Below are 23,384 nucleotides of genomic sequence, written 5' to 3' on the forward strand. Positions count from 1 at the left end.
GACGAGGGCAGGCTTGGGCCGGCCCCCATATTTTAGGCAATTTCCCGCAATTGTGAATGTCACGTCAAATGCGCGTCCGGGCGTTTATCCGCCCTCAGCTGAGCCATGCCGGGACGGAATCGAGCCCGATAAGCTCGTCATAGGTGCCGCGCGGGCGGATGACGTGGAACTCCGAGCCCTTGACCAGAACTTCCGGCACGAGAAGGCGGGAATTGTAGGTTCCGGCCTGCACAGCGCCATAAGCACCGGCAGATGCAACCGCGATCAGGTCGCCCGGCTTGGGTTCGGCCATCTCGCGATCGAGCGCCAGATAGTCGCCGGTCTCGCAGACCGGGCCAACGATATCGCCACGGATGCGCGGTGCATCGGTGGCGGGTACGACGACCGGGCGGATCATGTGATAGGCTTCATAGAGCGTCGGACGGATCAGGTCGTTCATCGCGCCGTCGACGATGACGAAAGTCTTTTCGCCGCCGTCCTTCACATAGATGACCTCGGTCACCAGAATACCGGCATTGCCGACGATCAGGCGGCCCGGTTCGGTAACGATCTTGCAGTTTAGGGAGCGCAGCTGGCGCTTGACCGTATCTGCATAGGCATCCGGCAGTGGGGGAGGCGTGTTGTCGTCCTTGTAAGGAATGCCCAGACCGCCGCCGATATCGACATGGTCGATCCGGTGGCCGTCGCCGCGCAACGTATCGACCAGTTCGCGCAGCAGGCGGAAGGCGTGCTCGAAGGGTGCAAGCTCGGTGATCTGGCTACCGATATGCATGTCGATGCCGGTAACTTCGATGCCGGTAAGCGTTGCTGCATGGGCATAGACCGCGCGGGCGCGTTCATAGGCGATACCGAACTTGTTTTCCTTCTTGCCGGTCGAGATCTTGGCATGCGTTCCCGCATCCACATCCGGATTGATGCGGAAAGAGACATGCGCCTTCTTGCCGGCCTTGATGGCGCGAAGGTTCAGCACTTCCAGTTCCGGTTCGGATTCGACGTTGAAGCAGTAGATGCCGGCTTCCAGCGCCAGATCCATCTCGCCGACCGTCTTGCCGACGCCGGAGAACATGATGCGGTTGGCCGGAATGCCGGCGGCCAGCGCGCGGCGCAGCTCGCCGCCCGAGACGACATCGACGCCCGCGCCGAGACGGCCAAGCGTCTTCAGCACGGCCTGGTTGGAATTCGCCTTCATGGCGTAACAGACCATGGTGTCGACATCGGAAAATGCCGCGGCGAAGACCTTGTAATGCCGCTCGAGTGTTGCCGTCGAATAGACGTAGAACGGTGTTCCGACAACCTTGGCGATGTCGCGAATGTCGACGTTTTCGGCGTGCAGAACGCCGTCGATATACTGGAAATGGTTCACGTCAGGTCTCGGAAATTACAGAAGCTTGTCGAGGATGAAGGGACGCTCAGCGACCGGGTCTTTTTTTGCCGCGTCCGATTTGCGAACGTTCTGCTGTTCCACGGGCGTGCTGGGACGGTCCAGCTCGCCTTTGCGGCCGCAGCCAACGGTAATGATGCCGGCAAGGCCAAGCACCAGGGCGACGCGGGCGGTATTCATCAGCGACTTGGACATTCTCTTCTTTCTCCGGCACGGACAGGCGGAACTTTCATAACGAAGTTCCAGCCTTTTGTGCAGTTCATTTCCGTATCAATCGGCGATCAATTGATATGGGTTCAATTGCGCCCGCGCCAGTAAGCGATCTGTTTCCGCACCTCGGATGGCGCGGTACCGCCAAAACTCTGGCGGCTGGCGACGGAGGCATCGACCGTCAGGACGTCGAAGACCTTTTCGGTGATTGCCGGGTTGATCGCCTGCAGCTCTTCAAGCGAGAGTTCAGCCAGTTCGCAGCCTTTCTTTTCTGCCAGTGCCACGGCATGGCCGGTGGCATGGTGGGCGTCACGGAAGGGAAGGCCCGCCTCGCGCACCAGCCAGTCGGCCAGATCGGTGGCGGTCGAATAACCCGAGCCTGCGGCGGCGCGCATGCGGTCAGCGCGGATCGTCATGTCGCGCATCATGCCGGTCATGGCGGCAATCGCCAGTTCCAGGTTTTCGGCAGCGTCGAAAACCTGCTCCTTGTCTTCCTGCATATCCTTGGAATAGGCGAGCGGCAGGCCCTTCATGATGGTGAGCAGCGCCACTAGCGAGCCGTTGATACGGCCGGTCTTGGCGCGCACCAGTTCGGCAGCGTCGGGGTTCTTCTTCTGCGGCATGATCGACGAACCGGTCGAGAAAGCATCCGACAGGCGCACGAAGCCGAATTGCGGCGTCGACCAGATGACGATTTCTTCGGCGAGGCGCGACAGGTGCACGGCGCAGATCGAGGCGACCGAGAGGAATTCCAGCGCGAAATCGCGGTCGGACACGGTATCGATCGAATTGCGGGTCGGCTCGCGGAAACCGAGCGCCTTGGCCGTCATGTGGCGGTCGATCGGGAAGCCGGTGCCGGCAAGCGCTGCTGCGCCGATCGGGCTTTCGTCCAGATGGTCGATCGCGTGGCGTACGCGGGCGCGGTCACGGCCGAACATTTCGACATAGGCCATGCAGTGATGGCCGAAGGTGACCGGCTGGGCGGTCTGCAGGTGAGTGAAGCCGGGCATGACCGTATCGGCATGTTCTTCGGCGCGGTCGAGGAAGGCTGCGATGAGATCGGTCAGCATCTTCTCGGTCTTGCTCAACTCTTCCTTCACCCAGAGGCGGAAATCGAGCGCCACCTGGTCGTTGCGCGAGCGGGCGGTGTGCAGGCGGCCGGCAGCGGGGCCGATCAGCGTCGCCAGCCGTGCCTCGATGTTCATGTGAATGTCTTCGAGCTTGCGCGAGAACTCGAACTTTCCGCTCTCGATCTCTGACAGGATCGTGTTCAGTCCTTCGACGATCTTCTCTTTATCTTCGCGCGAAATAATGCCTTTTTCGGCCAGCATGGTTGCATGGGCGATCGAGCCTCGGATGTCCTGGGCGTAGAGCTTCTTGTCGAAACCGATCGAGGCATTTATCTCCTCCATGATCGCGTCCGGCCCGGAAGCGAAGCGTCCGCCCCACATCTGATTGGAAGAGGTCGCGTCCTTCGTATCGGCCATGGCAGCTCAAGTCCTGGAGTTAAGAAATGGCATCCAAAAGACCGCTTGGTCTCCCATCCGCCCGATTGATCATGATTGCCGCCGTTCTCGGGATTACCGCCGGCGCCGTGGCGGTATACGTGAGGAGCATGGGGTCTGGCAATGGCATGGACGGCCTGACGACGGCTTCTGCCGGCCAGTGCGAAGGTTCTGCCGAACTAGCGAAGTCGGTTTCCGCTTTCTCCAAGGGCGAAGTGGCAGCCATGGCGGCGGCGCAACCGCCGCGGCCGTTGCAACTGGCGTTCAAGGGGCCGGAAGGCAAGGAGATGACGGTAGCCGATCTCGCCGGCAAGACGGTGCTGCTCAACCTCTGGGCGACATGGTGCGTGCCCTGCCGGGAAGAGATGCCGGCGCTCAACGCCTTGCAGAGCACGATGGGCGGGAGTGATTTCGAGGTTGTGGCCGTTAATATCGATACCGGCAGCGACCAGAAACCGAAGAATTTCTATCAGGATTACAAGATCGACAAGCTCGCCTTCTACAGCGACAGCTCCATGGGCGTGTTCAATTCCGTGAAAAAGGAAGGCCTCGCCTTCGGCCTTCCGGCAACCCTTATCCTCGATAAAAAAGGCTGCCTGATCGGCGCCATGAACGGCCCCGCGGCCTGGGACAGCGAGGATGCCAAGGCGCTGATCACGGCGGCGAAGGGGAGCTAACCCTCGCCACATTGTTGTCTGTGGACGGCTTTACCGCGTCGGAACCGGAACCTCGCCGCGGTAGTCATAAAATCCACGGCCGGATTTGCGGCCGAGCCAGCCGGCTTCGACATATTTCACCAGAAGCGGGCAGGGGCGGTATTTGCTGTCAGCCAGGCCATCATAAAGAACCTGCATGATCGACAGGCAGGTATCGAGACCGATGAAATCGGCGAGCTGAAGCGGGCCCATCGGATGGTTGGCGCCGAGTTTCATGGCGGTGTCGATCGCGTCCACCGAACCCACGCCTTCGTAAAGGGTGTAGATCGCCTCGTTGATCATCGGCAGCAGGATACGATTGACGATGAAGGCCGGGAAATCCTCGGAGACGGTAACGGTCTTGTCGAGCGAAGCGACATATTCCTTGGCCGCCCTGAAGGTCGGCTCGTCGGTGGCGATGCCGCGCACCAGTTCGACAAGCTTCATCACCGGCACCGGGTTCATGAAATGAATGCCCATGAACCGCTCGGGACGGTCGGTCGCGGAAGCAAGTCGGGTGATCGAGAGCGACGAGGTATTGGTGGCGAGCAGCGCCTCGGGCTTCAGGACCGGGCATACATGCGCGTAGATCTTGCGCTTGACGCTTTCGTCTTCGGTTGCCGCCTCGATGACGATGTCCATCGGCGCCAGATCATTTACGTCGGCGGAGCCGGAGATTTTGGAGAGCGCCGCGTTGCGTTCCTCATCGGTGATCTTCTCGCCGGCGACGAGGCGGGCGAGCGTGCCGTTGATCGTTGCAAGTGCTGCCTGGATCCGGTCCGGGTCCAGATCGTAGATCTGCACCCTATAGCCTGCGAGGGAGGAAACATGCGCGATGCCGCAGCCCATCTGACCTGCGCCGATGATGCCGATATTCTGGAAGGCCATAACGCTTACTCCATCCCTTGGGCTTGGGCGCACTTGTGGTGCACGCTTTTTATTTGAAAATTCTTATTTAAAAAATGCCGGGCCACGTGTAGCGGTCCGGCATTTTTCTATTCGCCTGGCCATCATTTTGCCAGCTTTTTTCGCTGCCGCGAAGGCGGCTCGTCTGTCAGAGCGCCTTTTCGAGCTTCGGCAGGATGTCGAACAGATCGCCGACGAGGCCGTAGTCTGCGACCTGGAAGATCGGGGCTTCCTCGTCCTTGTTGATGGCGACGATGACCTTCGAATCCTTCATGCCGGCGAGGTGCTGGATCGCACCGGAAATGCCGACCGCGATATAGAGATCGGGAGCGACTACCTTGCCGGTCTGGCCGACCTGCCAGTCGTTCGGGGCGTAACCGGCATCGACCGCGGCGCGTGATGCGCCAACGGCGGCACCCAGCTTATCGGCTACCGGAAGGATGACCTCCTGGAACTTTTCCGAAGATCCAAGCGCGCGACCGCCCGAGATGATCACCTTGGCCGAGGTCAGTTCAGGGCGTTCGGACGAGGCGAGTGCGTCGGAGACGAAGCTCGATACACCCGGATTTCCGGCAGCCGAAACGGTTTCAACCGCTGCCGAACCGCCTTCGCCTGCTGCGGCAAAAGATGCCGTGCGCACGGTGATGACCTTCTTGGCATCGGTGGACTGGACGGTCTGGATGGCGTTGCCAGCATAGATCGGGCGCTTGAACGTGTCAGCCGAGACGACCTCGACGATTTCCGAGATCTGCATCACGTCGAGCAGGGCTGCAACGCGCGGCAGGACGTTCTTGGCGGACGTCGTGGCCGGTCCGACGATCACGTCATACGAAGTGCTAAGCGAGACGATCAGGTCGGCCAGCGGTTCTGCGAGATTGTTGGTGAGGCTCGCATCCTCGGCCACGAGAACCTTGGAGACGCCGGAAAGCTTGGCGGCTGCATCTGCAGCGGCCTTTGCACCCGCGCCGGCGACCAGAACATGCACGTCGCCACCAATTTTCGATGCAGCGGTGAGCGCCTTGGCGGTCTGTTCCGAAAGGCCAGACGCGTCGTTTTCTGCCAGAAGAAGAATGGTCATGATTGTTGTCTCCTGTCTTCCGTTCTCAGATCACGCCGGCGGTCTTGAGGCTGGAAACCAGCTCTTCAACCGACCCGACCTTGACGCCAGCCTTGCGGCCGCCCGGCTCTTCGGTCTTCAGCACCTTGAGGCGCGGCGCGGTATCGACGCCGAAATCGGCAGGCGTCTTCTTGTCGAGCGGCTTCTTCTTTGCCTTCATGATGTTGGGCAGCGAAGCGTAGCGTGGCTCGTTGAGGCGCAGGTCGGTGGTGACTACGGCTGGAAGCTTGACTTCGATCGTCTGCGAGCCGCCATCGACTTCGCGGGTCACGGTCGCCTTGTCGCCGGCGATCTCGATCTTGGAGGCAAAGGTTGCCTGGGCGGAGCCGAGAAGCGCTGCCAGCATCTGGCCGGTCTGATTGCTGTCGTCATCGATCGCCTGCTTGCCGACGATGATCAGGCCCGGCTGTTCGACCTCGACGACGCCCTTCAGCAGCTTGGCGACGGCGAGCGGTTCGACGGCTTCGTCGGTCTCGATCAGGATGGCGCGATCAGCACCCATGGCGAGCGCGGTGCGCAGCGTTTCTTCAGCCTTTGCCGGGCCGATCGACACGACCACTACTTCTTCCGCCTTGCCTGCTTCCTTCAGTCGCAGAGCCTCTTCGACGGAGATTTCGTCGAACGGGTTCATCGACATTTTCACATTGGCGAGTTCAACGCCCGTGCCATCCGGTTTGACGCGGATTTTCACGTTGTAATCGACGACTCGCTTAACAGGCACCAGGATCTTCATGGGGTCCTTCCTTGACTATCTCCGACGGCAAAATGCGACATTTGCCATCTCCTCGTGTGTCAGTGGGCGACATGGATACGCATTTTTCACCCGATTACAACGCCGTTTCCATGCCGACACTTGCGCATTTCTCATATCCCTATTCGACGCGTGCTGGTACCTGCGGAACGCTCTGTTTGTGATGTACGGCGCGCGGGGTGACGATCCGTCGGTCGAAGAGCGGAACCCCGGGACGACGCATGACGAGAACCAGAAGAGCGCCAGCGATGATGCCACCCACATGCGCTCCCCAAGAGACGGCGTCATCCATGTTCAGCGCCAGCATGACGAATTGCTGGGCAATCCAGAGCGCCAGCGGAATGAAGGCGGGAAGCGGCAGGGGAATACGAAAGAGCACCAGGACCCAAACCCGTACCCGCGGATGCAGCAGAAAATAGGCGGCAACCACGCCGGAAATCGCACCCGAGGCACCGATCAGCAGGCCTTCCGATTGAGGGGTAACGAAACCATGGAGTGCGGCTCCCGCTGCGGCGCAGAGAAGATAGAAGATCAGGAAGCGGAAATGGCCCAGCGCATCCTCGACATTATCGCCAAAGACCCAAAGGAAAAGCATGTTGGGGGCGAGATGCCAGAAATCGATATGCAGGAAGGCGTAGGTCAGGAAGGTCATATCTTCCGGCACCAGGACCAGTGATGGATCGAGAACCGCGTGGTCGAAGATCAGGGCAGGGATGAAGCCCAAGCCCAGTGACGCACGCTCCGCCTGTTCCACCGGAGCGAGTGTGGTGAACAGCCATGCCAGCACATTCAACACGATCAGGCTGATCGTGACCCATTGGACGCGGATATATTTCAGTTCGTTCGTGTCATGCAGCGGGACGAACATACGCGACCTCCTGGAGCGGCGTTTAGCGGTGTTTGCCGGGTACCCACAAAATGTCAGCCTGTCCGCGATCATTGGCGAAGCGGGCGGCGACGAAGAGGAAATCGGAGAGGCGGTTGATGTATTTAAGCGCCGCGGCGCCGACCTTTTCCTGCCGCGACAGCTCGACCATCAGCCGTTCGGCGCGCCTTGCGATCGTGCGTGCCATATGCAGGTGTGCGGCCGCTGCCGTGCCGCCAGGCAGCACGAAGGATTTCAGGGGATCGAGCTCGCCGTTCAGGGCGTCGATCTCCCGCTCCAGCCGCTCCGCCTGCGCTTCGATGATGCGCAGTGGCTCATAGCTCAACTCCTCGCCGGTGTCGGGTGTCGCAAGGTCCGAGCCGAGATCGAAGAGATCGTTCTGAATGCGGACAAGCATGACGTCCAGTTCGTCGAGGCCGATGGTATGAAGCCGGGCGAGGCCGACCGCCGAATTGGTTTCGTCAACCGTGCCGTAAGCTTCCACCCTCAGGTCGAATTTTTCGCGGCGCGGACCGGAGACAAGCCCGGTCGTGCCTTTGTCGCCGGTGCGGGTATAGATCTTGTTCAGCTTGACCATGTTTTCTTTTCCTTAGCTTGGCCTTCCCCCGCCGGTGATCCACAGCGTCAGCATGATCAGCACAATCGCCACCGCCTGCAGGATGACGCGCAACTGCATCAGCTTGTTCGAGCGGTTGGCGTCTGTACCCTTCAGCATGTTGATCAGCCCGCGGATCAGGACGAGCACGACGAGGCCCATCACGATCAGGGTCAGAAAGGTGGTGAAACTCGACATGTCCTGCCTCCCGTCAGTTGTCAGTCGATACGGCGCATCAGCGTGTAGAAAAGCCGAGCCGGGAGCAATTTCTTCAGCAACGCACCCTGCTTTGCAGGTCTGGTTACCAGATAATGCGGCTTTGGACGAGGCGCGTTCAATGCATGATCGAGCACCTTGTAAACGGCTTCCGGCCCAAGCTTGTGGCGGTTGACGGGGCCGCTGCCATCAAGGCGTTGCAGCTGTCGCGCATAATCGGCGGCATGTACGGAGCCGGTGAGGTCTATATTCTCGCTGATCTTGGCGAGTGCATTGGCGGTGAAACGGGTGGCGATCGGGCCGGGTTCGATCAGGCTCACCTCTATGCCGCTGCCGGCCAGTTCCATGCGCAAAGTCAGCGTCAGTCCTTCGAGCGCATATTTGGAGGCCGTATAGGCACCGCGATAACGATAGGGCAGCAGCCCGAGGATCGAGGAGCAGTTGACGATGCGGCCTCGGCCTTGGGTGCGCATGAAGGGAATGACCTGCCGGGTCAATTCATGCCAGCCGAAAAGATTGGTCTCGAACTGCACGCGCAACACGTCCGTCGTCAGGTCCTCCACCGCTCCCGGCTGGCCATAGGCGCCGTTGTTGAACAACGCGTCGATCTTTCCGCCGGTGCGGGTCGTCACGGTTTTCACCAACTCGTCGATCGTATCTTGCTTGGTATAGTCGAGGATAAGAGCCTCGATGCCGTCGGCTTCGAGTGCGGCCAGATCCTCCGTCTTTCGCGCCGTTGCGAAAACGCGCCAGCCATCCGCCTTCAATGCCCGTGCCGCATAAGCGCCGATGCCGGAGGAACAGCCGGTGACGATGATCGTTCTTCCTGCAGTCATTTGGGGGCTTATCCTCGATACTCACCTGTACAAGCGGGAGTGTTCCTCCCATATTTCGCGAGAAGTCACAACGGAGTAGACCTTGCAGGAAGAAACGCGCCGGCCGCGATGGCACCGATTGGCCTTCAAGGTTTTATGGGATGCCTATTGGCATTTCACTGAGGATGACGGCTGGGCCATGGCGAGCCATGTGGCGCTTTCCGGCCTGCTGGCGCTGTTCCCGTTCCTGATCTTCGGTACCGCGCTTGCCGGTTTTCTCGGTGCCGGCGGATTTTCAGAAACGGCGATCCACCTGATGTTTGATGCCTGGCCGGCGGATATCGCTAATCCGATCGCGTCGGAAATCCAGCGGGTAATCGATATGCCGCGCGGCGGGCTTCTGACCGTCTCGGTGCTGGCAGCCGCCTATTTCGCCTCCAACGGGGTGGAGGCCCTGCGCATCTCCCTCAACCGTGCCTATCGGGTGACCGAAACGCGGGCATGGTATGTGACGCGCCTTGCCAGCCTCGGCTACGTCATCGTCGCGGTGGTGATCTTTGCCGTGATCAGCATCGTGCTTCTGGCGGTACCGGTGGCGCAGCGCTTTGCCGAGACGAAATTCCCCTGGCTGATGAGCGATCTCAACGCGCTTGCCAATTGGGGCCTCGTCGGCACCGGCCTGCTTCTGATGCTTGGCCTGCTCTTTTCCCACAAATGGCTGCCGGCTGGCGACCGGCGGATCATCGATGTGCTTCCAGGTGTGGTGCTGACCATCGTCATCTGGACGATCTTCGGTTTCGGTTTCGCCTATTACCTGTCGAGTTTTGCCAATTACGCGGCCACCTATGCGGGCCTTGCCTCGATCATGATCGTGCTCGTCTTCCTCTATATGGTCGGCGTGATCTTCATGCTGGGGGCCGAACTCAATGCGGCTATCCTGAAATACAAGGTCTATTCGGTGGTCAATCAGGTGAACAAGAAGCGCAAGGCAAAGCGCGCCGGCCGCTCAGAGCCCGACGATGCGGCGAATGTCGCCGGGCAGGAGGCCCTCGTCACGAAGAGCCGCAATTCCGGTTGAGCCTTCGCTTTTCGACAGTTTTCGCCCGTCTCTTCCGACAATCAACTGATGGTGATGATAGACCGGCTCAGGCAAGCCGAGCAGTTCCTGCAGCAACGTGTGGATGGCGGTAGCCGTATAGAGATCTTCGCCCCGCACCACATGGGTAATTCCCTGCAACGCATCGTCGATCACGACCGACAGATGATAGCTCGACGGCGCATCCGAGCGTGACAGGATCACATCACCCCAGATCGTCGGATCAGCCGGGATTGTCTCGGGGTGGCCGGTGCCGGTTTCCTGCCATGAAAGCTGCTTGCCGACCAGGGCCATCGCCTTCATCACATCCATTCGCCACGCGTGTTTGATCCCCTTGGCGATAAGATGCGCCCGTTCCGCCTCGTTGCGCAGTCTGTCGTCATCAGGATAAAGCGGCGAGCCATCGGGATCGCGCGGCCAGTTTTTTCCATTTGTTTCATATGCCGTAACGTGCGCCTTCACCTCGCCGCGGGTGAGGAATGTGGGATAGACGAGGCCCATGCTCCGCAATCTGTCGAGCGCGTCCCGGTAGGCATCGAAATGCTCTGACTGGCGGCGCACCGGCATTTCCCAGTCGAGACCGAGCCAGGTGAGATCGCGATAGATCATCTCCTCGAATTCGGCTGTACAGCGCGTCAGGTCTATGTCTTCGATGCGCAGCAGAAACCGCCCACCACTCGCCTTCGCCATGTCGTGGTTCAGAAACGCCGAAAGCGCATGGCCGAGATGGAGAAAGCCATTCGGGCTGGGGGCGAAACGATAGACGGGTTTTTCTGGCGGTGAGTTCGGCATTGATTGCTTGCGTTCGGGCTTGCTTGCGTCTGGATCCTCGGTTCAAGCCCGAGGATGACGAGCCTGTGGAGACGTTTTTACCACATAGCACCCTGAGAGCTTGCTGAAAGGTGTCTCCTGGCACCTATCATGCAAACCTTTCCTTCGTCATCCTCGGGCTTGACCCGGGGATCCAGACACAAGCATGAAAGCGTCATGCGCGAAGACCAGATCAATATCATCCGCAACGACGCCGATATCGAAGCCGGGCTCAACCAGCTCCTGCAACTCGACCCTCGCCTTGTCCCGATTGCCGAGATCGCCGGCCCGCTGCCGCTCAGGCTTGCTGCGCCCGGCTTTGCCGGTCTCGCCTCGATCATCGTCTCGCAGATGGTGTCGCGGGCAAGTGCGGATGCGATCTGGCGGCGGATCGAGGCGGTGGGGCCGGTCACGGCGCAAGCCTATGCCGCGCTTGATCCCGAGATTATTGCCACATTCGGCCTTTCGCGTGCCAAAGCCTCGACCCTGCGGAAACTTTCCGAAGCTGTGCTCACCGGTGCGATCGATCTGGATGCGATCTGCGTGATTGAGGGCGAGGCGGCGCTTCGGCAGCTTGTGCTTCTCCCCGGCATCGGGCCGTGGACGGCGGAAGTCTATCTGATGTTCTGCGCCGGCCATGCGGATGTCTTTCCCGGCGGCGACGTGGCGCTGCAGACATCCGTGGCTCGTGCCTTCGCAATGGAGCAGCGGCCGGTGGCAAAAGAACTCGCCGAAATCGCCCGGTCATGGGCGCCTTACCGGTCGATCGCGGCCAGACTTTTCTGGGCCTATTACGCTGCGACGATGCGTCGCGAGGCTTTGCCCATCGTATAAATGCGGGGAAGTATCCCGCTGCATTTATAGGGCTTCACAATCCTGTAACAACGGACCTAATATAGAGGAGATAGATGCCGAATCGGGTAGGAGCGTCACTTGACGATTGCAGTCTCCCCGCAGGCCTTGCCGGCGCTCGTGTTGAACGCTGACTACCGGCCGCTGAGTTACTATCCCTTGTCGTTGTGGTCCTGGCAGGACGCGATCAAGGCGGTCTTCCTTGACCGTGTCAACATCATCGCCGAATACGACCATTCGGTCTGCTCGCCCAGCTTCTCGATGAAGCTGCCTAGCGTCGTCAGCCTCAAGACCTATGTGCAGCCGACCCGTAACCCGGCCTTTACGCGGTTCAACGTGTTCCTGCGCGACAAGTTCGAATGCCAGTATTGCGGCGCGGATGACGAACTGACCTTCGATCACGTCATTCCCCGTGCCCATGGCGGCGAGACGACTTGGGAGAATGTCGTGGCGGCCTGTTCCCCTTGCAATCTGCGCAAGGGCAGCAAATTGCCGAAACAGGCCGGTATGATCCCGCACCAGAAACCCTATGCACCGAGCGTGCAGGATCTTCATAACAACGGCCGGCTGTTTCCGCCGAACTATCTTCATGAAAGCTGGATGGACTATCTCTACTGGGATACTGAGCTACAGCCCTGATTACACCAGTCGATCTGATCGCACGAAGGCCGCTTAAGCGGCCTTTTTTGCGCCGATGAAGGCAACGGCTGCGAGGAAAATGCTGGCGACGACGTTCCAGCCGGCAAAGGACAGGCCGAGCACGCGAAGGGCAGCGTCGGCGCAGGACGGGCCGTGAACCGTGTTCAGGTCGCCGAGCAGATTGCCGGCATTGGTGGTCACGGCCGTGCTGCCGCCGCAGGCGGTGGGGCCGGGCCAGAAACCCCATTCGACGCCTGAGTGGTAGACACCCATGCCGGCGCCGACCAGCATCATGATGCCGATGACGATCAGAAGCGAACGGGTAATCCAGGAGGGTAGGCCGAAAGCTGCCGAACCAACCGCAAGAATCCCGATCGGAATGCCGAAATAGTAAGGGTCTCGCTCAAGTAGGCAGAGAGCGCAGGGAATGTAGCCGCCGATATGTTCGAAGCCCAGAGCGCTGCCGACCGTTGCGGCCATGGCAAGGGTCAGGAAGCCGGCATAAGCTACTCCCGTGCTGAACCTTGTGGTGGAACCTGCCAGCGCCATGCGCATCTCCTTCATAATCGCCATCGAACGCTGCCGTTCGATATTGTGCCGATTGGGCCAAATTGGGCCGAAGCTGTAGAGCACAATCCGCCAGTCTGTAAACCGGTGGACATGTCAGCGTAACACTCTGCCTTCGGCAAATTGTCGTGATCGGCCTTCTCGTCTTTCGGAATGCTAAAGGGAGACGCGAGAACTGCAAAGGCTCGCTATGGCCGCGCGTCATCGTGTCAGCGGCCCGGACGACGTGTCTTCAGATCTTCACCACTTCGTCTCGCCAGAACACGATCACATATCCGCCTGTCGGCGCCGTGCTTGCCGCCCAGTTCTTGAGCTGTGACATATACGGCTCACGACGCCATAGGTCGGGTCGGTCAGGATCGGCCAGGATTGTGATCTGCTGCCCCTGCCCGTAGACCATCATGTGGGATTTCAACGGATCCCACTCATCGCCCAGACCGTTGTCGAGCATCCAGTGGCAAAGGAAATCACGACAGAGTTTCGGGCGATCCACATAGATGGAACAGCCCCGCCCGGCAATGCAGTGCCTGCACCATTGATCTGCCGGCTTGTCGAGGTCATCGATATCGGGCAATCGGCAACAAAGGGTGCAACCATCGCATGAACGGCTGGCGAGAGGTGCCAGGGTGGGGGGCAAGTTCAAATCTCGTAAGCCTGATTGTACAGCCCGAACGGTTCAGTCGTCGCTGGCATTTGCTCAGTGTCTTTGGATGCGCTCATGCAGAGCAGTTGCAAGAGCCTGAAGAAACTCCTTGCGTCGAGCGTCGGACGCCTTTTCCGCTCCCAATTCGACCGGCTCGCGGATCTTCTGCATGAATCCGAGATGATTGAAACTATCGGCAGCCACGTTCACTTCGACCTCATCCATGAAATGTTTCAGAAAGGGCGCCAAGGCGAGGTTGGTGTCTTTCTGATATTGGACAGCCATTTGCTGAGCAAGGGTGCACATCTGGACGTAGGGGCCGAATTCGGCGCTCATCTAGTTCTTCTCCATTTTTCCTCGATGCCCAGTCATTTAGGAAGATTTACGTGCATCGCAACGGGGAGCTTGAAGATGCATGCCGGATATTGTCTCACGGCAGGTCATCCTAAGGCAAATGCGGGGAGATATCTGCACGGCTTTAATCGCGCAAACTGACAATTGATCTGTCTATTTCGGATAATATGGTGCCCCGTGCCGGAATCGAACCAGCACTCCTCTCGGAACCTGATTTTGAGTCAGGCGCGTCTACCAATTCCGCCAACGGGGCACAGTAGATGTGGAACGCGCTTACCATGCGCGGCCACGAAGATGCAAGGCGCAAGTTCTTCAAATATGATCCGCAACGATCCGCTTCCCGGAAGAACGCGAGGCGCGAAGCGGCGTCGTCATAAACCGTTAATATTCGCAGGCCTTATATTAGAATAATCTGAAACTAATGCCGGCGATTGGAATTCGAATCCGTGGGTTCTGCAGGCAGACCCTTAAGGAGGAGAGTATCATGAAAAAACTATTTGTTTCGGCATTGATGTCCACATGCATCACGGCGGCCGGGCTGACGCCGGTCTATGCTCAGGGATTATCCATCGGGGGTGATCGGGGCGTCAGCGCCAGCGTTGGCAGAAGCAGCAGTGGCGGGCTCGGTGTGGGCGCGTCGGTGGGAGGGCGTGACGGCGTGAATGCCGGAGCCAGCGTCGGCGGCAGATCCGGCGGTGTCGGTGTCGGGGCATCCGTCGGTGGTCGCAATGGTGCGAATGCCGGTGCGGGCATCGGACGAAATTCCAGCGTGGCGAGCGCCAATGCCTCGGTCGGAGGAAGCCGTGGTGTCAATGCCGGTGCAAACGTCAACGGTTCACGTGGGTTGAATGCCGGGGTTGCCGCATCCGTGGGAGGCAGCGACGGGGTGAATGCGCGGGTCGGCGCCAGCACGTCGAACGGCATCAATGCCAGAACGACCGCATCGATCGGCGGCACCGGCGGTATCGGCGCGACTGTCGGGCTCGGTATCGGAGGCACGACTGGTGTCGGTGTGGATGTCGGAGGCGGGGTCGGCGGCGGCACGCCCGGAACAGGGCCGGGTACAGGTCCGGGAACGGGTGGTGGTGGAGCCGGAGGCGGATTGACCGGTCCTCAGCGGGCTGCCTTCAACGCCATGTCGCCGAGCGAAAGGCAGAAGCTGTTGAAGCGGTGCGTGGATGTCTCGGTCGGCGCTTATGATCCGGCGCTCGTCCAGCTCTGCCGCATGTTGCGCATGACCGCGTCGCGTTAGCGGCTCGGGTTACTCAAGGGGTCGGCTGACACGCCGGCCCCTTGAGTGTGCTGCATCCACGACAGATTTCCTGTCACGTATCACGGCCGGCCAGATGCAAGATCTTTTCGCGCAGGATACGGGCTATATTGCGGGTGTTTCTATAGAGATGGAGCTGGGTTGCGACCTGCCGGACATCACGGTCGCTATTGCGTGTTAGGCCGATGACGAGGCTTCCCATCTCATCGCGTTGTTCCCACATGCGGCTCATGATCGGATGATCGGGCACGGCGCAGCTGTCGGTGCGCAGGATGTTGGCATCCTCCAGATGCCAGTCCGTCAGCTTCATGATCAGCAGCTTGCCGGGCGAATGGCGGCCCAAACTCTCGTCATAGGCGGTTTTCCACGTATAGGCCTCACCGGCCATGATGAAAACGATGATCGAGGCGATCGCGCGGCCATCGAGATCGACCGTGTGAATGCGCACCGCGTCGATTTCGGCGAGGTTGGTTATCGCTTCGCGGGCGAAGGCGGCACGATAACGGTCGTTGATCAGCGCTGACCGCTTTTTGCCCTTCCAGCCTTTCGCTTCCAGGGCGAGGAATTCCTCCATCCGCAGGCGGACCTCTTCCGGCTGGCGGGCAACGTTGTAGGTCAGGGTGCCAAGCTTTTCCAGGTTGCGCCATTGGCGGCGCATCTCGCGATAATGATGGGCCGATACGGATTGCTTCAGGTAGCTTTCACCGTCGAGATAGCTTTCCAGCATCGGGCGTCGGAACGTGTCGGTCGTGGCGACTGAAAGATCGCGGGCGATCGCGACGGCCTTCGCCAATTGAGCGAAGCGACCGTTAAGGCGAATATCCGGCAGAACCAGAACCGATGGCAGTTTGGTCTGGGGCTGGGTCAGAACTTCGAACAGGTTGTCTATCGTCTCGGCGGCATCCTCTGTGTCCAGCAGTGGAGTTCCAAGCGGCCCAAAGGGATTGGCCCAGGTACGGATGATCGGAGCGCCGACCGAAAAGCCTGGCCGCTCGACGGTAAAGGGCATCAGCAGGCGCAGGCGCGAGCGCATGCCGTTGTCATCGCGGATCAGCGCGAAACGCACCTGCTTGTCTTCCACACGCGGCATGGCAGGAGCCAGAAGGCGGGCGGAGAAAAAGATGTTGGGTTCCATCGCCCGATGCGACAGAAACTCCAGCTCTTCCTGCAGCTCATAACCAAGGGTTGCGGGATAGAGCAAGAATTCGCGTCCGGCCCGGCCGACAGGCAGTTTGAGATCGGCTTCGGGCAATTCCTGTCTATCCTGTCCCAGAGCAGCTTGCCCCTTCGCATTTTCGATGCCCGGTGGTGGGAATTGCATGGTCAATTCGCTCCCAAACCGGCAAGAGGCCTACGTGCGAAGGCAAATAGCGTGATGCCGAGCGTACGGCGGACTGTCAGATGAAGCAGCAGGGATTCGATCATGATTGCAGTAGCAGCCGCAACGGCTGCTCCAGTCAAGCCGAATAGCGGGATCATCACAGAATACAGGATTACCGCAGCAATCAGGGTTGCAGCATAAACTCCAACACAGAGTTTCTGGTGTCCGGCCATAGTAAGTAGGACTTCTGCAGGACCGATGGATGCCTTGGCCAGGATGCCGGCAAAAAGGATGGCCATCAGCCCATAGCCGTCGGTAAAGTTCGGGCCGAAGAGGGACAGAAGCATCTCGCCGGCGGCGAGGGCGCAAAGGCCGATGATGAGCGACGGCCAGAAGGTCCAGCGTGTCGACCGGGCTGCGAAGTCGGCAAGCGCATCATGGTCTGCGGCGGCAATGATGGCTGAGAAACGCGGTGCGGCTGCAGCCTTGACCGAGAAATAGACGAATTGCACCAGCACGATCGTTTTTGCTGCGGCGAAATAGATGCCGACCTGATCGGGCGGGAGGTAAAGGCCGACCACGACCACATCGGCATTGGTCAGCAGAAAACTGATCCCGTCAACGAGAAAGAGCGGTAGCGAATATCTCATCCAGGTGCCCAACTGATATTGGCGCGGCGCCTCGCTTTTCTCCTTGCGGATCAGCGCGGCGAGCTGCACGAGATGGGCAAGCGTGGTGACATAGGTCGCGGCGAGTGCCGCTCCCATTGCAGTCGTCGCATCATGCGGTGCGTCGATGAATTCCGCAGTCGCCATGAAGACGAGGATGAGGATCGGTCTCAGAATGAAGGTCGGCGCCAGTGCCGAAACGGTCCAGCCGCGCGCCCTTGCCATGCCGTCGAGAATATCGCCGAGCGCGATCATCGGGATGATGAAAAGCGCAATGCCGATCGGAACGAGATAATAGGAGGCGATATCGTTGCCGAACACGGCCAGGAAGGCAAAGCCCAGTGTGCCGACCAGCGTTGCCGTCAGAAATGCAACAAGGCAGGATGCCACGTTCAGCCCGCGCAATATCGCGGTTTCGCCGCTTGCAAGATGCTGATGGTAGAAGCGGATGATCGAGGTGTGGAAGCCGAGGCAGGAGAGATTGCCGGTCAGGATCACGATCACCCAGACGAAGGCGTAGAGACCGTATTCGAACTCCCCCATCAGCCGTGCGAGAGCGATTTGGGAGAGAAAAGCGATTGCGGCCGAGGCGATGCGAATAGCGAAAGCCGTCAGGGCCTGCCGCTGGGCCTTCGCCGTTTCGCTGTTGTCCGTCAGTGCGGTGCCGATTTTTGCGATCAGCGGTACGATCCGGGCGCGCAAGCCCGGCGGAAGCAGTTTTTCCGCTGTTTCGATAACCGCCATGAAGGGCAAGGGATACTCGTTATGCCGCACAAATACTGATGAAAAGCATGGCAGGTCGCGGTTAAGAAACGGTTGGCAGCGACGATAGACTGATGGATGCCGTTGGCCTCAAAAGCAAAACGCCGCCCATTGGGCGGCGTTTGTATCAGCTATTTCCAGATGCCTCAGGCCTGTTCGAAGGCGCCGTGGCAATGCTTGTATTTCTTGCCGGAACCGCATGGGCAGGCCTCGTTGCGGCCGATCTTGCCCCAGGTCGACTGATCTTCCGGGTGACGATCCTCGGGGGCGGCAATGAAGTCTTCATCGTCGCGGCCGGTAATCTGGTTTTCGCCGGTCATCGGGTCGAGATGATGTTCCTCATAGGTCTGTGGCGGAACCGGCGGCTCCGGATTCTGCATCAGCTCGACGCGCATCATCTGGGCGGTGACGGCTTCGCGAAGGTTAGCCAGCAGCGCCTGGAATAGTTCGAAAGCTTCTGCCTTGTATTCCTGCAGCGGGTCACGCTGAGCATAACCGCGGAAGCCGATGACGGAGCGCAGGTGGTCGAGATTGACGATATGCTCGCGCCACAGGTGATCGAGCGTCTGCAGCACGATCGAGCGTTCGACATAATTCATCACCTCGTTGCCGAAGCGTTCGCGGCGATCCTTGGCAGCGGCGTCGGCTGCCTCGGTAATGCGCTCGCGGATATCGTCTTCGCCGATGCCTTCTTCCTTGACCCAGTCCTCGATCGGAAGTTCGAGGTTGAGCAGGCGCTGGACATCCTGATGCAGGCCGGGTGCGTCCCACTGTTCGGCGTAGGCGCGTTCCGGGATATGCTTGGCGACGATGACCTCGATGACTTCGTTGCGCATGTCCTCGATGGTCTCGGAAACATCTTCCGAATCCATCATTTCAATACGCTGTTCGAAGATCACCTTGCGCTGGTCGTTTGTGACGTCGTCGTATTTCAAAAGGTTCTTACGGATGTCGAAGTTACGGGCTTCGACCTTCTTCTGGGCGCGTTCCACGGCCTTGTTGATCCATGGATGGACGATCGCCTCGCCTTCCTTGAGGCCCAGCTTCTGCAGCATGCCGTCCATGCGGTCGGAGCCGAAGATGCGCATCAGGTCGTCCTGAAGCGACAGGAAGAACTTGGAGCGGCCGGGGTCACCCTGACGGCCGGAACGGCCGCGCAGCTGGTTGTCGATACGGCGGCTTTCGTGGCGTTCGGTGGCGATGACGTAGAGACCGCCGGCCTCCAGCGCCTTGGCCTTGAGTTCCTTGATTTCAGCGCGGATCGCTGCTTCCCTGGCATTGCGCTCGGCTTCGTCCTCCACGCCTTCAAGCTCGCGCTCAAGACGCATGTCGACATTGCCGCCGAGCTGGATGTCGGTACCGCGACCGGCCATGTTGGTGGCGATCGTGACGGCGCCCGGCACACCGGCCTGGGAAACGATATAGGCTTCCTGCTCGTGGTAGCGGGCGTTCAGCACGTTGAAGTTTTCGAAGCCGGACTGGCGCAGCATGGTGGCCAGAAGCTCGGATTTCTCGATCGAGGTCGTACCGACGAGAACCGGCTGGTTGCGCTCGTGGGCAGCCTTGATCTCGACGATGATCGCCTTGAACTTTTCCTCGAAGGTCCGGTAGACCTCGTCGTCCTCGTCAATACGGGCGATCGGCAGGTTGGTTGGAACTTCGATGACTTCGAGCTTGTAGATGTTGCCGAACTCTTCCGCTTCGGTCTGCGCCGTACCGGTCATGCCGGCGAGCTTGGAATACATGCGGAAGTAATTCTGGAAGGTGATCGAGGAGAGCGTCTGGTTCTCCGGCTGGATCTGTACCTTTTCCTTGGCTTCCAGCGCCTGGTGCTGGCCTTCCGAATAACGGCGACCCGGCATCATGCGGCCGGTGAATTCGTCGATGATAACGATCTCGCCGTTACGGACGATGTAATCCTTGTCGCGGGTGAAGAGCTTGTGGGCCTTCAGCGCGTTGTTGATGTGGTGGACGATCGCGACGTTTTCGACGTCATAGAGCGATTCACCCTTCAGGAGGCCGGCCTGCCGCAGCAGGTTTTCCAGCTTCTCGGTGCCGACTTCGGAGAAGTTGGCGGAACGCTGCTTCTCGTCGATCTCGTAGTCTTCTTCGGAGAGAAGCGGAATGTAGGTGTCGATCGTCGTGTAGAGATCGGAACGGTCGTCCAGCGGGCCGGAAATGATCAGCGGCGTGCGCGCCTCATCGACGAGGATCGAGTCCACTTCGTCGACGATCGCGTAATTGTGGCCGCGCTGAACCATCTGGCCGCGCTCGTATTTCATGTTGTCGCGCAGATAATCGAAGCCGAGTTCGTTATTCGTCGCGTAGGTGATGTCGCAGGCATAGGCCGCACGGCGCTGCTCGTCGTCCAAGCCGTGGACAATGACGCCGGTCGAAAGGCCGAGGAAGCTGTAGAGGCGGCTCATGATGCCGGCGTCGCGCTGGGCGAGGTAGTCGTTGACGGTAACGACATGGACGCCCTTGCCCGACAGGGCGTTGAGGTAGACCGGCAGAGTGCCGACCAGCGTCTTGCCTTCACCGGTCTTCATTTCGGCGATCGCGCCGTCGTGCAGGATCATGCCGCCGGTCAGCTGAACGTCGAAGGGACGCATTCCGAGCACGCGGCGGGAAGCTTCGCGCGCCACGGCAAAGGCCGGGATCATGATGTCTTCGAGCGTCTTGCCATCCGCCAGCATCTGGCGAAACTCAACCGTCTTGTGGGCGAGCTGTTCGTCGGTCAGCGCCTTGGTCGCTTCCTCGATGGCATTGATCTTGGCGAGAGTCGGCTTGTAGCCGCGAACGCGGCGCTCGTTGGCCGAACCGAACAGTTTGCGGGCGATGCCGCCGAAGCTGACCATGCGAATGGTCCTTTCTGATCTCAGTGCCATGGGATTGCAGGTCGGAAGAGGTTGGTTCCAATGCCGGCAAATTGTCCCGTAACGCCCGGAAACTCTTCTGGACGCCAAGTTGCGTGACAGATAAGAGGGGGTCCGAATTATGTCAACGGTTGCGGCCGATACACTATGGCCACATTCCGGTGTTTGTGAAGGATTCAGGCCGGATCCAAACCCTGAGACCGGCATCCATGCGAAAGGTAACTTATGTTGCGTCACAAACTTCTCGTAACGGCGGCAATCGCCGCTGCGATCTCGTTCCAGGTTCCTGCCTTCGCGCAGGAAGACAAGGTCGTTGCCAAGGTCGGCACGCTTGAGATCACCCAGTCGGAACTTGATCTTGCGGTTCAGAACCTCGACCCGCAGCTGGCCCAGCTGCCGGACGAGCAGAAGAAGGTCGCAGCCCTTTCCGGTGCGATCGACGTCAAGCTTCTCGCAAGCGGCGCGCTTGCCGAAGGCGTTGACAAGACCGACGACTTCAAGAAGCGCATGTCCTATATCGGCGATCGCGAACTGCATAACGCCTTTTTCCGCAAGCATGTCGTCGAAGCAACGACCGATGAAGAGGTCAAGGCTCGCTACGACAAGGAAATCGCTGCTCTTCCGAAGCAGGAAGAAGTGAAGGCTGCCCATATCCTGGTCAAGACCGAGGATGAAGCAAAGGCGATCATCGCCAAGCTCGACAAGGGTGAGGATTTCGCCAAGCTGGCCAAGGAAAACTCGCAGGACAGCAACAAGGACGACGGCGGCGATCTCGGTTGGTTCGGTCCGGGCCGCATGGTTCCCGAATTCGAAGAGGCCGCTTTCGGTCTCGAAAAGGGCGCCTATACCAAAGCCCCGGTCAAGACCCAGTTCGGCTTCCACATCATCAAGGTCGAAGACAAGCGCGATGCACCGCCGCCGGCTTTCGACCAGGTCAAGGACCAGGTGAAGCAGCTCGTCATGCGCGACAAGTATGTTGCCATCCTTGAAAAGGCCAAGGCTGAGCAGAAGGTCGAGATCACCGACGAAGCCCTGAAGAAGGGCTATGAGGAAGTTGGCAAGATGCAGGACGGCGCCGGCGATGCGGCTGCCCCGGAAGCTGCCCCGGCTGCAAAGCCCTGATCCATTGATGACAACGGGGGCGTTCGTGCCCCCGTTTTTCTATCGCTTACTGAAAACTTTTCGCGCAGGTATTGACCATGTCCGCTTCCGTCTCCCCGCTCGCCCCGAAATCCTATCCTGAAATGCCTCTGGTCCGCGGTGTGCGGATGGCGACGGCAGCTGCAGGCATCAAGTACAAGGGCCGCACGGATGTGCTGCTGATGGTTTTCGACAAGCCTGCGGCGGTTGCCGGCGTGTTCACCAAGTCCAAATGCCCTTCGGCCCCTGTCGATTTCTGCCGCTCGAACCTCTCTCATGGCGTGGCTCGTGCAGTGGTGGTCAACTCCGGCAATGCGAACGCTTTCACGGGTATCAAGGGCAAGGCTGCGACCGCTCTGACGGCGAAATCTGCATCCGAAGCTGTCGGCTGCGGCGAGAACGAGGTTTATCTCGCGTCCACCGGCGTCATAGGCGAACCGCTCGATGCGACCAAGTTTGCCGGTGTTCTGGGCGACATGAACAAGACCGCTACCGGCGATTTCTGGCAGGAAGCCGCCAAGGCGATCATGACGACGGATACCTATCCAAAGGTCGCGACCCGTACCGCCGAGATCGGCGGCGTCAAGGTGACGATCAACGGCATCGCCAAGGGTGCTGGCATGATCGCGCCCGACATGGCGACGATGCTGTCCTTCGTCGTGACCGATGCCGACATTTCTTCCTCGGCTCTGCAGTCGATGCTGTCGGCCGGTGTGGAGCCGAGCTTCAATTCGATGACGGTCGATAGCGACACATCGACCTCCGACACGCTGATGCTGTTTGCCACGGGCGCGGCTGCCGCCGATGGCCAGAAACAGATTGCCGATGCCAATGATCCGGCGCTCGCCTCCTTCCGCGAGGCGCTCAACGCGCTCCTGAAGGACCTGGCGATCCAGGTCGCTCGCGATGGCGAGGGTGCCACCAAGATGCTCGAAATCACCGTGACCGGTGCGGAAAGCGATGCGGCCGCCAAGACGATCGCGCTGTCGATCGCCAATTCGCCGCTGGTCAAGACCGCGGCCGCCGGCGAAGACGCCAACTGGGGCCGTATCGTCATGGCGGTGGGCAAGGCCGGCGAAGCCGCCGATCGCGACAAGCTGGCGATCTGGTTCGGCGACATCCGCGTTGCCGTCAACGGCGAGCGCGATCCGGGTTATTCTGAAGAGGCGGCCTCTGCCGTGATGAAGGGCCAGGACATTCCGGTAAAGGTCGAACTCGGTCTCGGATCGGGCAAGGCGACGGTCTGGACCTGCGACCTGACCAAGGAATATGTCGCTATCAACGGCGATTACCGGAGCTGATGCGGGTG

General features: G+C 59.8%; 24 protein-coding genes and 1 tRNA gene. 7 read left to right on the top strand and 18 right to left on the bottom strand.

Annotation, left to right across the window (positions count from 1 at the left end):
• Positions 1-94: 94 nt before the first annotated feature.
• The 3 genes from lysA to argH form a co-directional block, all read right to left on the bottom strand.
• Positions 95-1,363: a diaminopimelate decarboxylase gene (gene lysA / locus MRBLMR1_RS26695; RefSeq protein ID WP_148148232.1), complete on the bottom strand. Its 1,269-nt coding sequence runs from the start codon at positions 1,361-1,363 to the stop codon at positions 95-97.
• Between the two features lie 15 nt (positions 1,364-1,378).
• Positions 1,379-1,576: a hypothetical protein gene (locus tag MRBLMR1_RS26700; RefSeq protein WP_148148233.1), complete on the bottom strand. Its 198-nt coding sequence runs from the start codon at positions 1,574-1,576 to the stop codon at positions 1,379-1,381.
• A gap of 101 nt (positions 1,577-1,677) precedes the next feature.
• Positions 1,678-3,078 (bottom strand): argininosuccinate lyase, encoded by a 1,401-nt coding sequence (gene argH, locus MRBLMR1_RS26705; RefSeq protein WP_148148234.1) that lies wholly within the window; start codon positions 3,076-3,078, stop codon positions 1,678-1,680.
• Positions 3,079-3,104: 26 nt separating this feature from the next.
• Between argH and tlpA the strand changes: the two genes are divergently transcribed.
• The gene (gene tlpA / locus MRBLMR1_RS26710; RefSeq protein WP_148148235.1) at positions 3,105-3,773 is read left to right on the top strand and encodes a thiol:disulfide interchange protein TlpA; all 669 of its coding nucleotides are present in this window, start codon (positions 3,105-3,107) and stop codon (positions 3,771-3,773) included.
• 30 nt (positions 3,774-3,803) lie between these two features.
• Here tlpA and MRBLMR1_RS26715 read toward each other — a convergent pair whose 3' ends face one another.
• The 7 genes from MRBLMR1_RS26715 to MRBLMR1_RS26745 form a co-directional block, all read right to left on the bottom strand.
• Complete coding sequence (locus MRBLMR1_RS26715; protein WP_148148236.1) at positions 3,804-4,679, bottom strand: 3-hydroxybutyryl-CoA dehydrogenase; 876 nt, start codon at positions 4,677-4,679, stop codon at positions 3,804-3,806.
• 166 nt (positions 4,680-4,845) lie between these two features.
• Positions 4,846-5,775 (bottom strand): electron transfer flavoprotein subunit alpha/FixB family protein, encoded by a 930-nt coding sequence (locus tag MRBLMR1_RS26720; RefSeq protein WP_148148237.1) that lies wholly within the window; start codon positions 5,773-5,775, stop codon positions 4,846-4,848.
• Positions 5,776-5,800: 25 nt separating this feature from the next.
• Positions 5,801-6,547 carry an electron transfer flavoprotein subunit beta/FixA family protein gene (locus MRBLMR1_RS26725; RefSeq protein ID WP_148148238.1) on the bottom strand — a complete coding sequence of 249 codons (747 nt, stop codon included), beginning with the start codon at positions 6,545-6,547 and terminating at the stop codon, positions 5,801-5,803.
• 139 nt (positions 6,548-6,686) lie between these two features.
• The gene (locus MRBLMR1_RS26730) at positions 6,687-7,433 is read right to left on the bottom strand and encodes a rhomboid family intramembrane serine protease (RefSeq protein ID WP_148148239.1); all 747 of its coding nucleotides are present in this window, start codon (positions 7,431-7,433) and stop codon (positions 6,687-6,689) included.
• Positions 7,434-7,455: 22 nt separating this feature from the next.
• Complete coding sequence (locus MRBLMR1_RS26735; RefSeq protein WP_148148240.1) at positions 7,456-8,028, bottom strand: cob(I)yrinic acid a,c-diamide adenosyltransferase; 573 nt, start codon at positions 8,026-8,028, stop codon at positions 7,456-7,458.
• Between the two features lie 12 nt (positions 8,029-8,040).
• Positions 8,041-8,244, bottom strand: coding sequence for a twin transmembrane helix small protein (locus MRBLMR1_RS26740; RefSeq protein ID WP_148148241.1), 204 nt, complete (start codon positions 8,242-8,244; stop codon positions 8,041-8,043).
• 20 nt (positions 8,245-8,264) lie between these two features.
• Positions 8,265-9,098, bottom strand: a complete 834-nt coding sequence (locus tag MRBLMR1_RS26745) for an SDR family oxidoreductase (RefSeq protein ID WP_148148242.1) — start codon at positions 9,096-9,098, stop codon at positions 8,265-8,267.
• A gap of 82 nt (positions 9,099-9,180) precedes the next feature.
• Here MRBLMR1_RS26745 and MRBLMR1_RS26750 point away from each other — a divergent pair, with 82 nt between their 5' ends.
• Complete coding sequence (locus MRBLMR1_RS26750) at positions 9,181-10,155, top strand: YihY/virulence factor BrkB family protein (RefSeq protein ID WP_148148243.1); 975 nt, start codon at positions 9,181-9,183, stop codon at positions 10,153-10,155.
• Here MRBLMR1_RS26750 and gluQRS read toward each other — a convergent pair.
• Positions 10,084-10,965 (bottom strand): tRNA glutamyl-Q(34) synthetase GluQRS, encoded by an 882-nt coding sequence (gluQRS, locus tag MRBLMR1_RS26755; RefSeq protein ID WP_148148244.1) that lies wholly within the window; start codon positions 10,963-10,965, stop codon positions 10,084-10,086. The two genes, MRBLMR1_RS26750 and gluQRS, sit on opposite strands and share 72 nt — an antisense overlap.
• Before the next feature lie 195 nt (positions 10,966-11,160).
• On the opposite strand from gluQRS, the gene MRBLMR1_RS26760 reads away from it, so the two are divergent.
• Both MRBLMR1_RS26760 and MRBLMR1_RS26765 read left to right on the top strand, forming a co-directional pair.
• Positions 11,161-11,817, top strand: coding sequence for a DNA-3-methyladenine glycosylase family protein (locus MRBLMR1_RS26760; RefSeq protein WP_183686318.1), 657 nt, complete (start codon positions 11,161-11,163; stop codon positions 11,815-11,817).
• 99 nt (positions 11,818-11,916) lie between these two features.
• On the top strand, positions 11,917-12,474 hold the full coding sequence (locus MRBLMR1_RS26765) for an HNH endonuclease (protein WP_148148246.1): 558 nt from the start codon (positions 11,917-11,919) through the stop codon (positions 12,472-12,474).
• Positions 12,475-12,507: 33 nt separating this feature from the next.
• Here the strand turns inward: MRBLMR1_RS26765 and MRBLMR1_RS26770 are convergent, their stop codons facing one another.
• From MRBLMR1_RS26770 to MRBLMR1_RS26785, 4 genes are all read right to left on the bottom strand, one after another.
• A complete protein-coding gene (locus tag MRBLMR1_RS26770) occupies positions 12,508-13,047 on the bottom strand; it encodes a disulfide bond formation protein B (protein ID WP_373289455.1) in 540 nt (179 codons plus the stop codon).
• Between the two features lie 226 nt (positions 13,048-13,273).
• Positions 13,274-13,615, bottom strand: coding sequence for a hypothetical protein (locus MRBLMR1_RS26775; RefSeq protein WP_246436399.1), 342 nt, complete (start codon positions 13,613-13,615; stop codon positions 13,274-13,276).
• A 123-nt stretch (positions 13,616-13,738) separates the two neighbouring features.
• On the bottom strand, positions 13,739-14,020 hold the full coding sequence (locus MRBLMR1_RS26780) for a hypothetical protein (RefSeq protein WP_148148248.1): 282 nt from the start codon (positions 14,018-14,020) through the stop codon (positions 13,739-13,741).
• A 186-nt stretch (positions 14,021-14,206) separates the two neighbouring features.
• Positions 14,207-14,291 (bottom strand) — tRNA-Leu (locus tag MRBLMR1_RS26785).
• Positions 14,292-14,519: 228 nt separating this feature from the next.
• Here MRBLMR1_RS26785 and MRBLMR1_RS26790 point away from each other — a divergent pair.
• Positions 14,520-15,290: a hypothetical protein gene (locus MRBLMR1_RS26790; protein ID WP_500066958.1), complete on the top strand. Its 771-nt coding sequence runs from the start codon at positions 14,520-14,522 to the stop codon at positions 15,288-15,290.
• A gap of 73 nt (positions 15,291-15,363) precedes the next feature.
• Here MRBLMR1_RS26790 and MRBLMR1_RS26795 read toward each other — a convergent pair whose 3' ends face one another.
• The 3 genes from MRBLMR1_RS26795 to secA all read right to left on the bottom strand — a co-directional run bounded on the left by MRBLMR1_RS26795 (position 15,364) and on the right by secA (position 20,917).
• The gene (locus tag MRBLMR1_RS26795) at positions 15,364-16,629 is read right to left on the bottom strand and encodes a GNAT family N-acetyltransferase (RefSeq protein WP_148148250.1); all 1,266 of its coding nucleotides are present in this window, start codon (positions 16,627-16,629) and stop codon (positions 15,364-15,366) included.
• Positions 16,630-16,631: 2 nt separating this feature from the next.
• The gene (locus tag MRBLMR1_RS26800; protein ID WP_148148276.1) at positions 16,632-18,041 is read right to left on the bottom strand and encodes a lipopolysaccharide biosynthesis protein; all 1,410 of its coding nucleotides are present in this window, start codon (positions 18,039-18,041) and stop codon (positions 16,632-16,634) included.
• A 164-nt stretch (positions 18,042-18,205) separates the two neighbouring features.
• The gene (secA, locus tag MRBLMR1_RS26805; RefSeq protein WP_148148251.1) at positions 18,206-20,917 is read right to left on the bottom strand and encodes a preprotein translocase subunit SecA; all 2,712 of its coding nucleotides are present in this window, start codon (positions 20,915-20,917) and stop codon (positions 18,206-18,208) included.
• A gap of 243 nt (positions 20,918-21,160) precedes the next feature.
• On the opposite strand from secA, the gene MRBLMR1_RS26810 reads away from it, so the two are divergent.
• Both MRBLMR1_RS26810 and argJ read left to right on the top strand, forming a co-directional pair.
• Positions 21,161-22,057, top strand: coding sequence for a peptidylprolyl isomerase (locus MRBLMR1_RS26810; protein ID WP_148148252.1), 897 nt, complete (start codon positions 21,161-21,163; stop codon positions 22,055-22,057).
• A 77-nt stretch (positions 22,058-22,134) separates the two neighbouring features.
• On the top strand, positions 22,135-23,376 hold the full coding sequence (argJ, locus tag MRBLMR1_RS26815; protein ID WP_148148253.1) for a bifunctional glutamate N-acetyltransferase/amino-acid acetyltransferase ArgJ: 1,242 nt from the start codon (positions 22,135-22,137) through the stop codon (positions 23,374-23,376).
• The last annotated feature ends 8 nt before the right edge of the window (positions 23,377-23,384 follow it).

It is taken from the genome of Neorhizobium sp. LMR1-1-1.1 (assembly GCF_040675795.1).
GTDB classification, from domain to species: domain Bacteria; phylum Pseudomonadota; class Alphaproteobacteria; order Rhizobiales; family Rhizobiaceae; genus Neorhizobium; species Neorhizobium cellulosilyticum.

Excerpts from the sequence above, each read along its gene's own strand:
- MRBLMR1_RS26700 (WP_148148233.1), bottom strand. The coding sequence starts at position 1,576 with ATGTCCAAGTCGCTGATGAATACCGCCCGCGTCGCCCTGGTGCTTGGC.
- argH (WP_148148234.1), bottom strand. The coding sequence starts at position 3,078 with ATGGCCGATACGAAGGACGCGACCTCTTCCAATCAGATGTGGGGCGGA.
- tlpA (WP_148148235.1), top strand. The coding sequence starts at position 3,105 with ATGGCATCCAAAAGACCGCTTGGTCTCCCATCCGCCCGATTGATCATG.
- MRBLMR1_RS26715 (WP_148148236.1), bottom strand. The coding sequence starts at position 4,679 with ATGGCCTTCCAGAATATCGGCATCATCGGCGCAGGTCAGATGGGCTGC.
- MRBLMR1_RS26720 (WP_148148237.1), bottom strand. The coding sequence starts at position 5,775 with ATGACCATTCTTCTTCTGGCAGAAAACGACGCGTCTGGCCTTTCGGAA.
- MRBLMR1_RS26725 (WP_148148238.1), bottom strand. The coding sequence starts at position 6,547 with ATGAAGATCCTGGTGCCTGTTAAGCGAGTCGTCGATTACAACGTGAAA.
- MRBLMR1_RS26730 (WP_148148239.1), bottom strand. The coding sequence starts at position 7,433 with ATGTTCGTCCCGCTGCATGACACGAACGAACTGAAATATATCCGCGTC.
- MRBLMR1_RS26735 (WP_148148240.1), bottom strand. The coding sequence starts at position 8,028 with ATGGTCAAGCTGAACAAGATCTATACCCGCACCGGCGACAAAGGCACG.
- MRBLMR1_RS26740 (WP_148148241.1), bottom strand. The coding sequence starts at position 8,244 with ATGTCGAGTTTCACCACCTTTCTGACCCTGATCGTGATGGGCCTCGTC.
- MRBLMR1_RS26745 (WP_148148242.1), bottom strand. The coding sequence starts at position 9,098 with ATGACTGCAGGAAGAACGATCATCGTCACCGGCTGTTCCTCCGGCATC.
- gluQRS (WP_148148244.1), bottom strand. The coding sequence starts at position 10,965 with ATGCCGAACTCACCGCCAGAAAAACCCGTCTATCGTTTCGCCCCCAGC.
- MRBLMR1_RS26760 (WP_183686318.1), top strand. The coding sequence starts at position 11,161 with ATGCGCGAAGACCAGATCAATATCATCCGCAACGACGCCGATATCGAA.
- MRBLMR1_RS26770 (WP_373289455.1), bottom strand. The coding sequence starts at position 13,047 with ATGGCGATTATGAAGGAGATGCGCATGGCGCTGGCAGGTTCCACCACA.
- MRBLMR1_RS26780 (WP_148148248.1), bottom strand. The coding sequence starts at position 14,020 with ATGAGCGCCGAATTCGGCCCCTACGTCCAGATGTGCACCCTTGCTCAG.
- MRBLMR1_RS26795 (WP_148148250.1), bottom strand. The coding sequence starts at position 16,629 with ATGCAATTCCCACCACCGGGCATCGAAAATGCGAAGGGGCAAGCTGCT.
- MRBLMR1_RS26800 (WP_148148276.1), bottom strand. The coding sequence starts at position 18,041 with ATGGCGGTTATCGAAACAGCGGAAAAACTGCTTCCGCCGGGCTTGCGC.
- secA (WP_148148251.1), bottom strand. The coding sequence starts at position 20,917 with ATGGTCAGCTTCGGCGGCATCGCCCGCAAACTGTTCGGTTCGGCCAAC.
- MRBLMR1_RS26810 (WP_148148252.1), top strand. The coding sequence starts at position 21,161 with ATGTTGCGTCACAAACTTCTCGTAACGGCGGCAATCGCCGCTGCGATC.
- argJ (WP_148148253.1), top strand. The coding sequence starts at position 22,135 with ATGTCCGCTTCCGTCTCCCCGCTCGCCCCGAAATCCTATCCTGAAATG.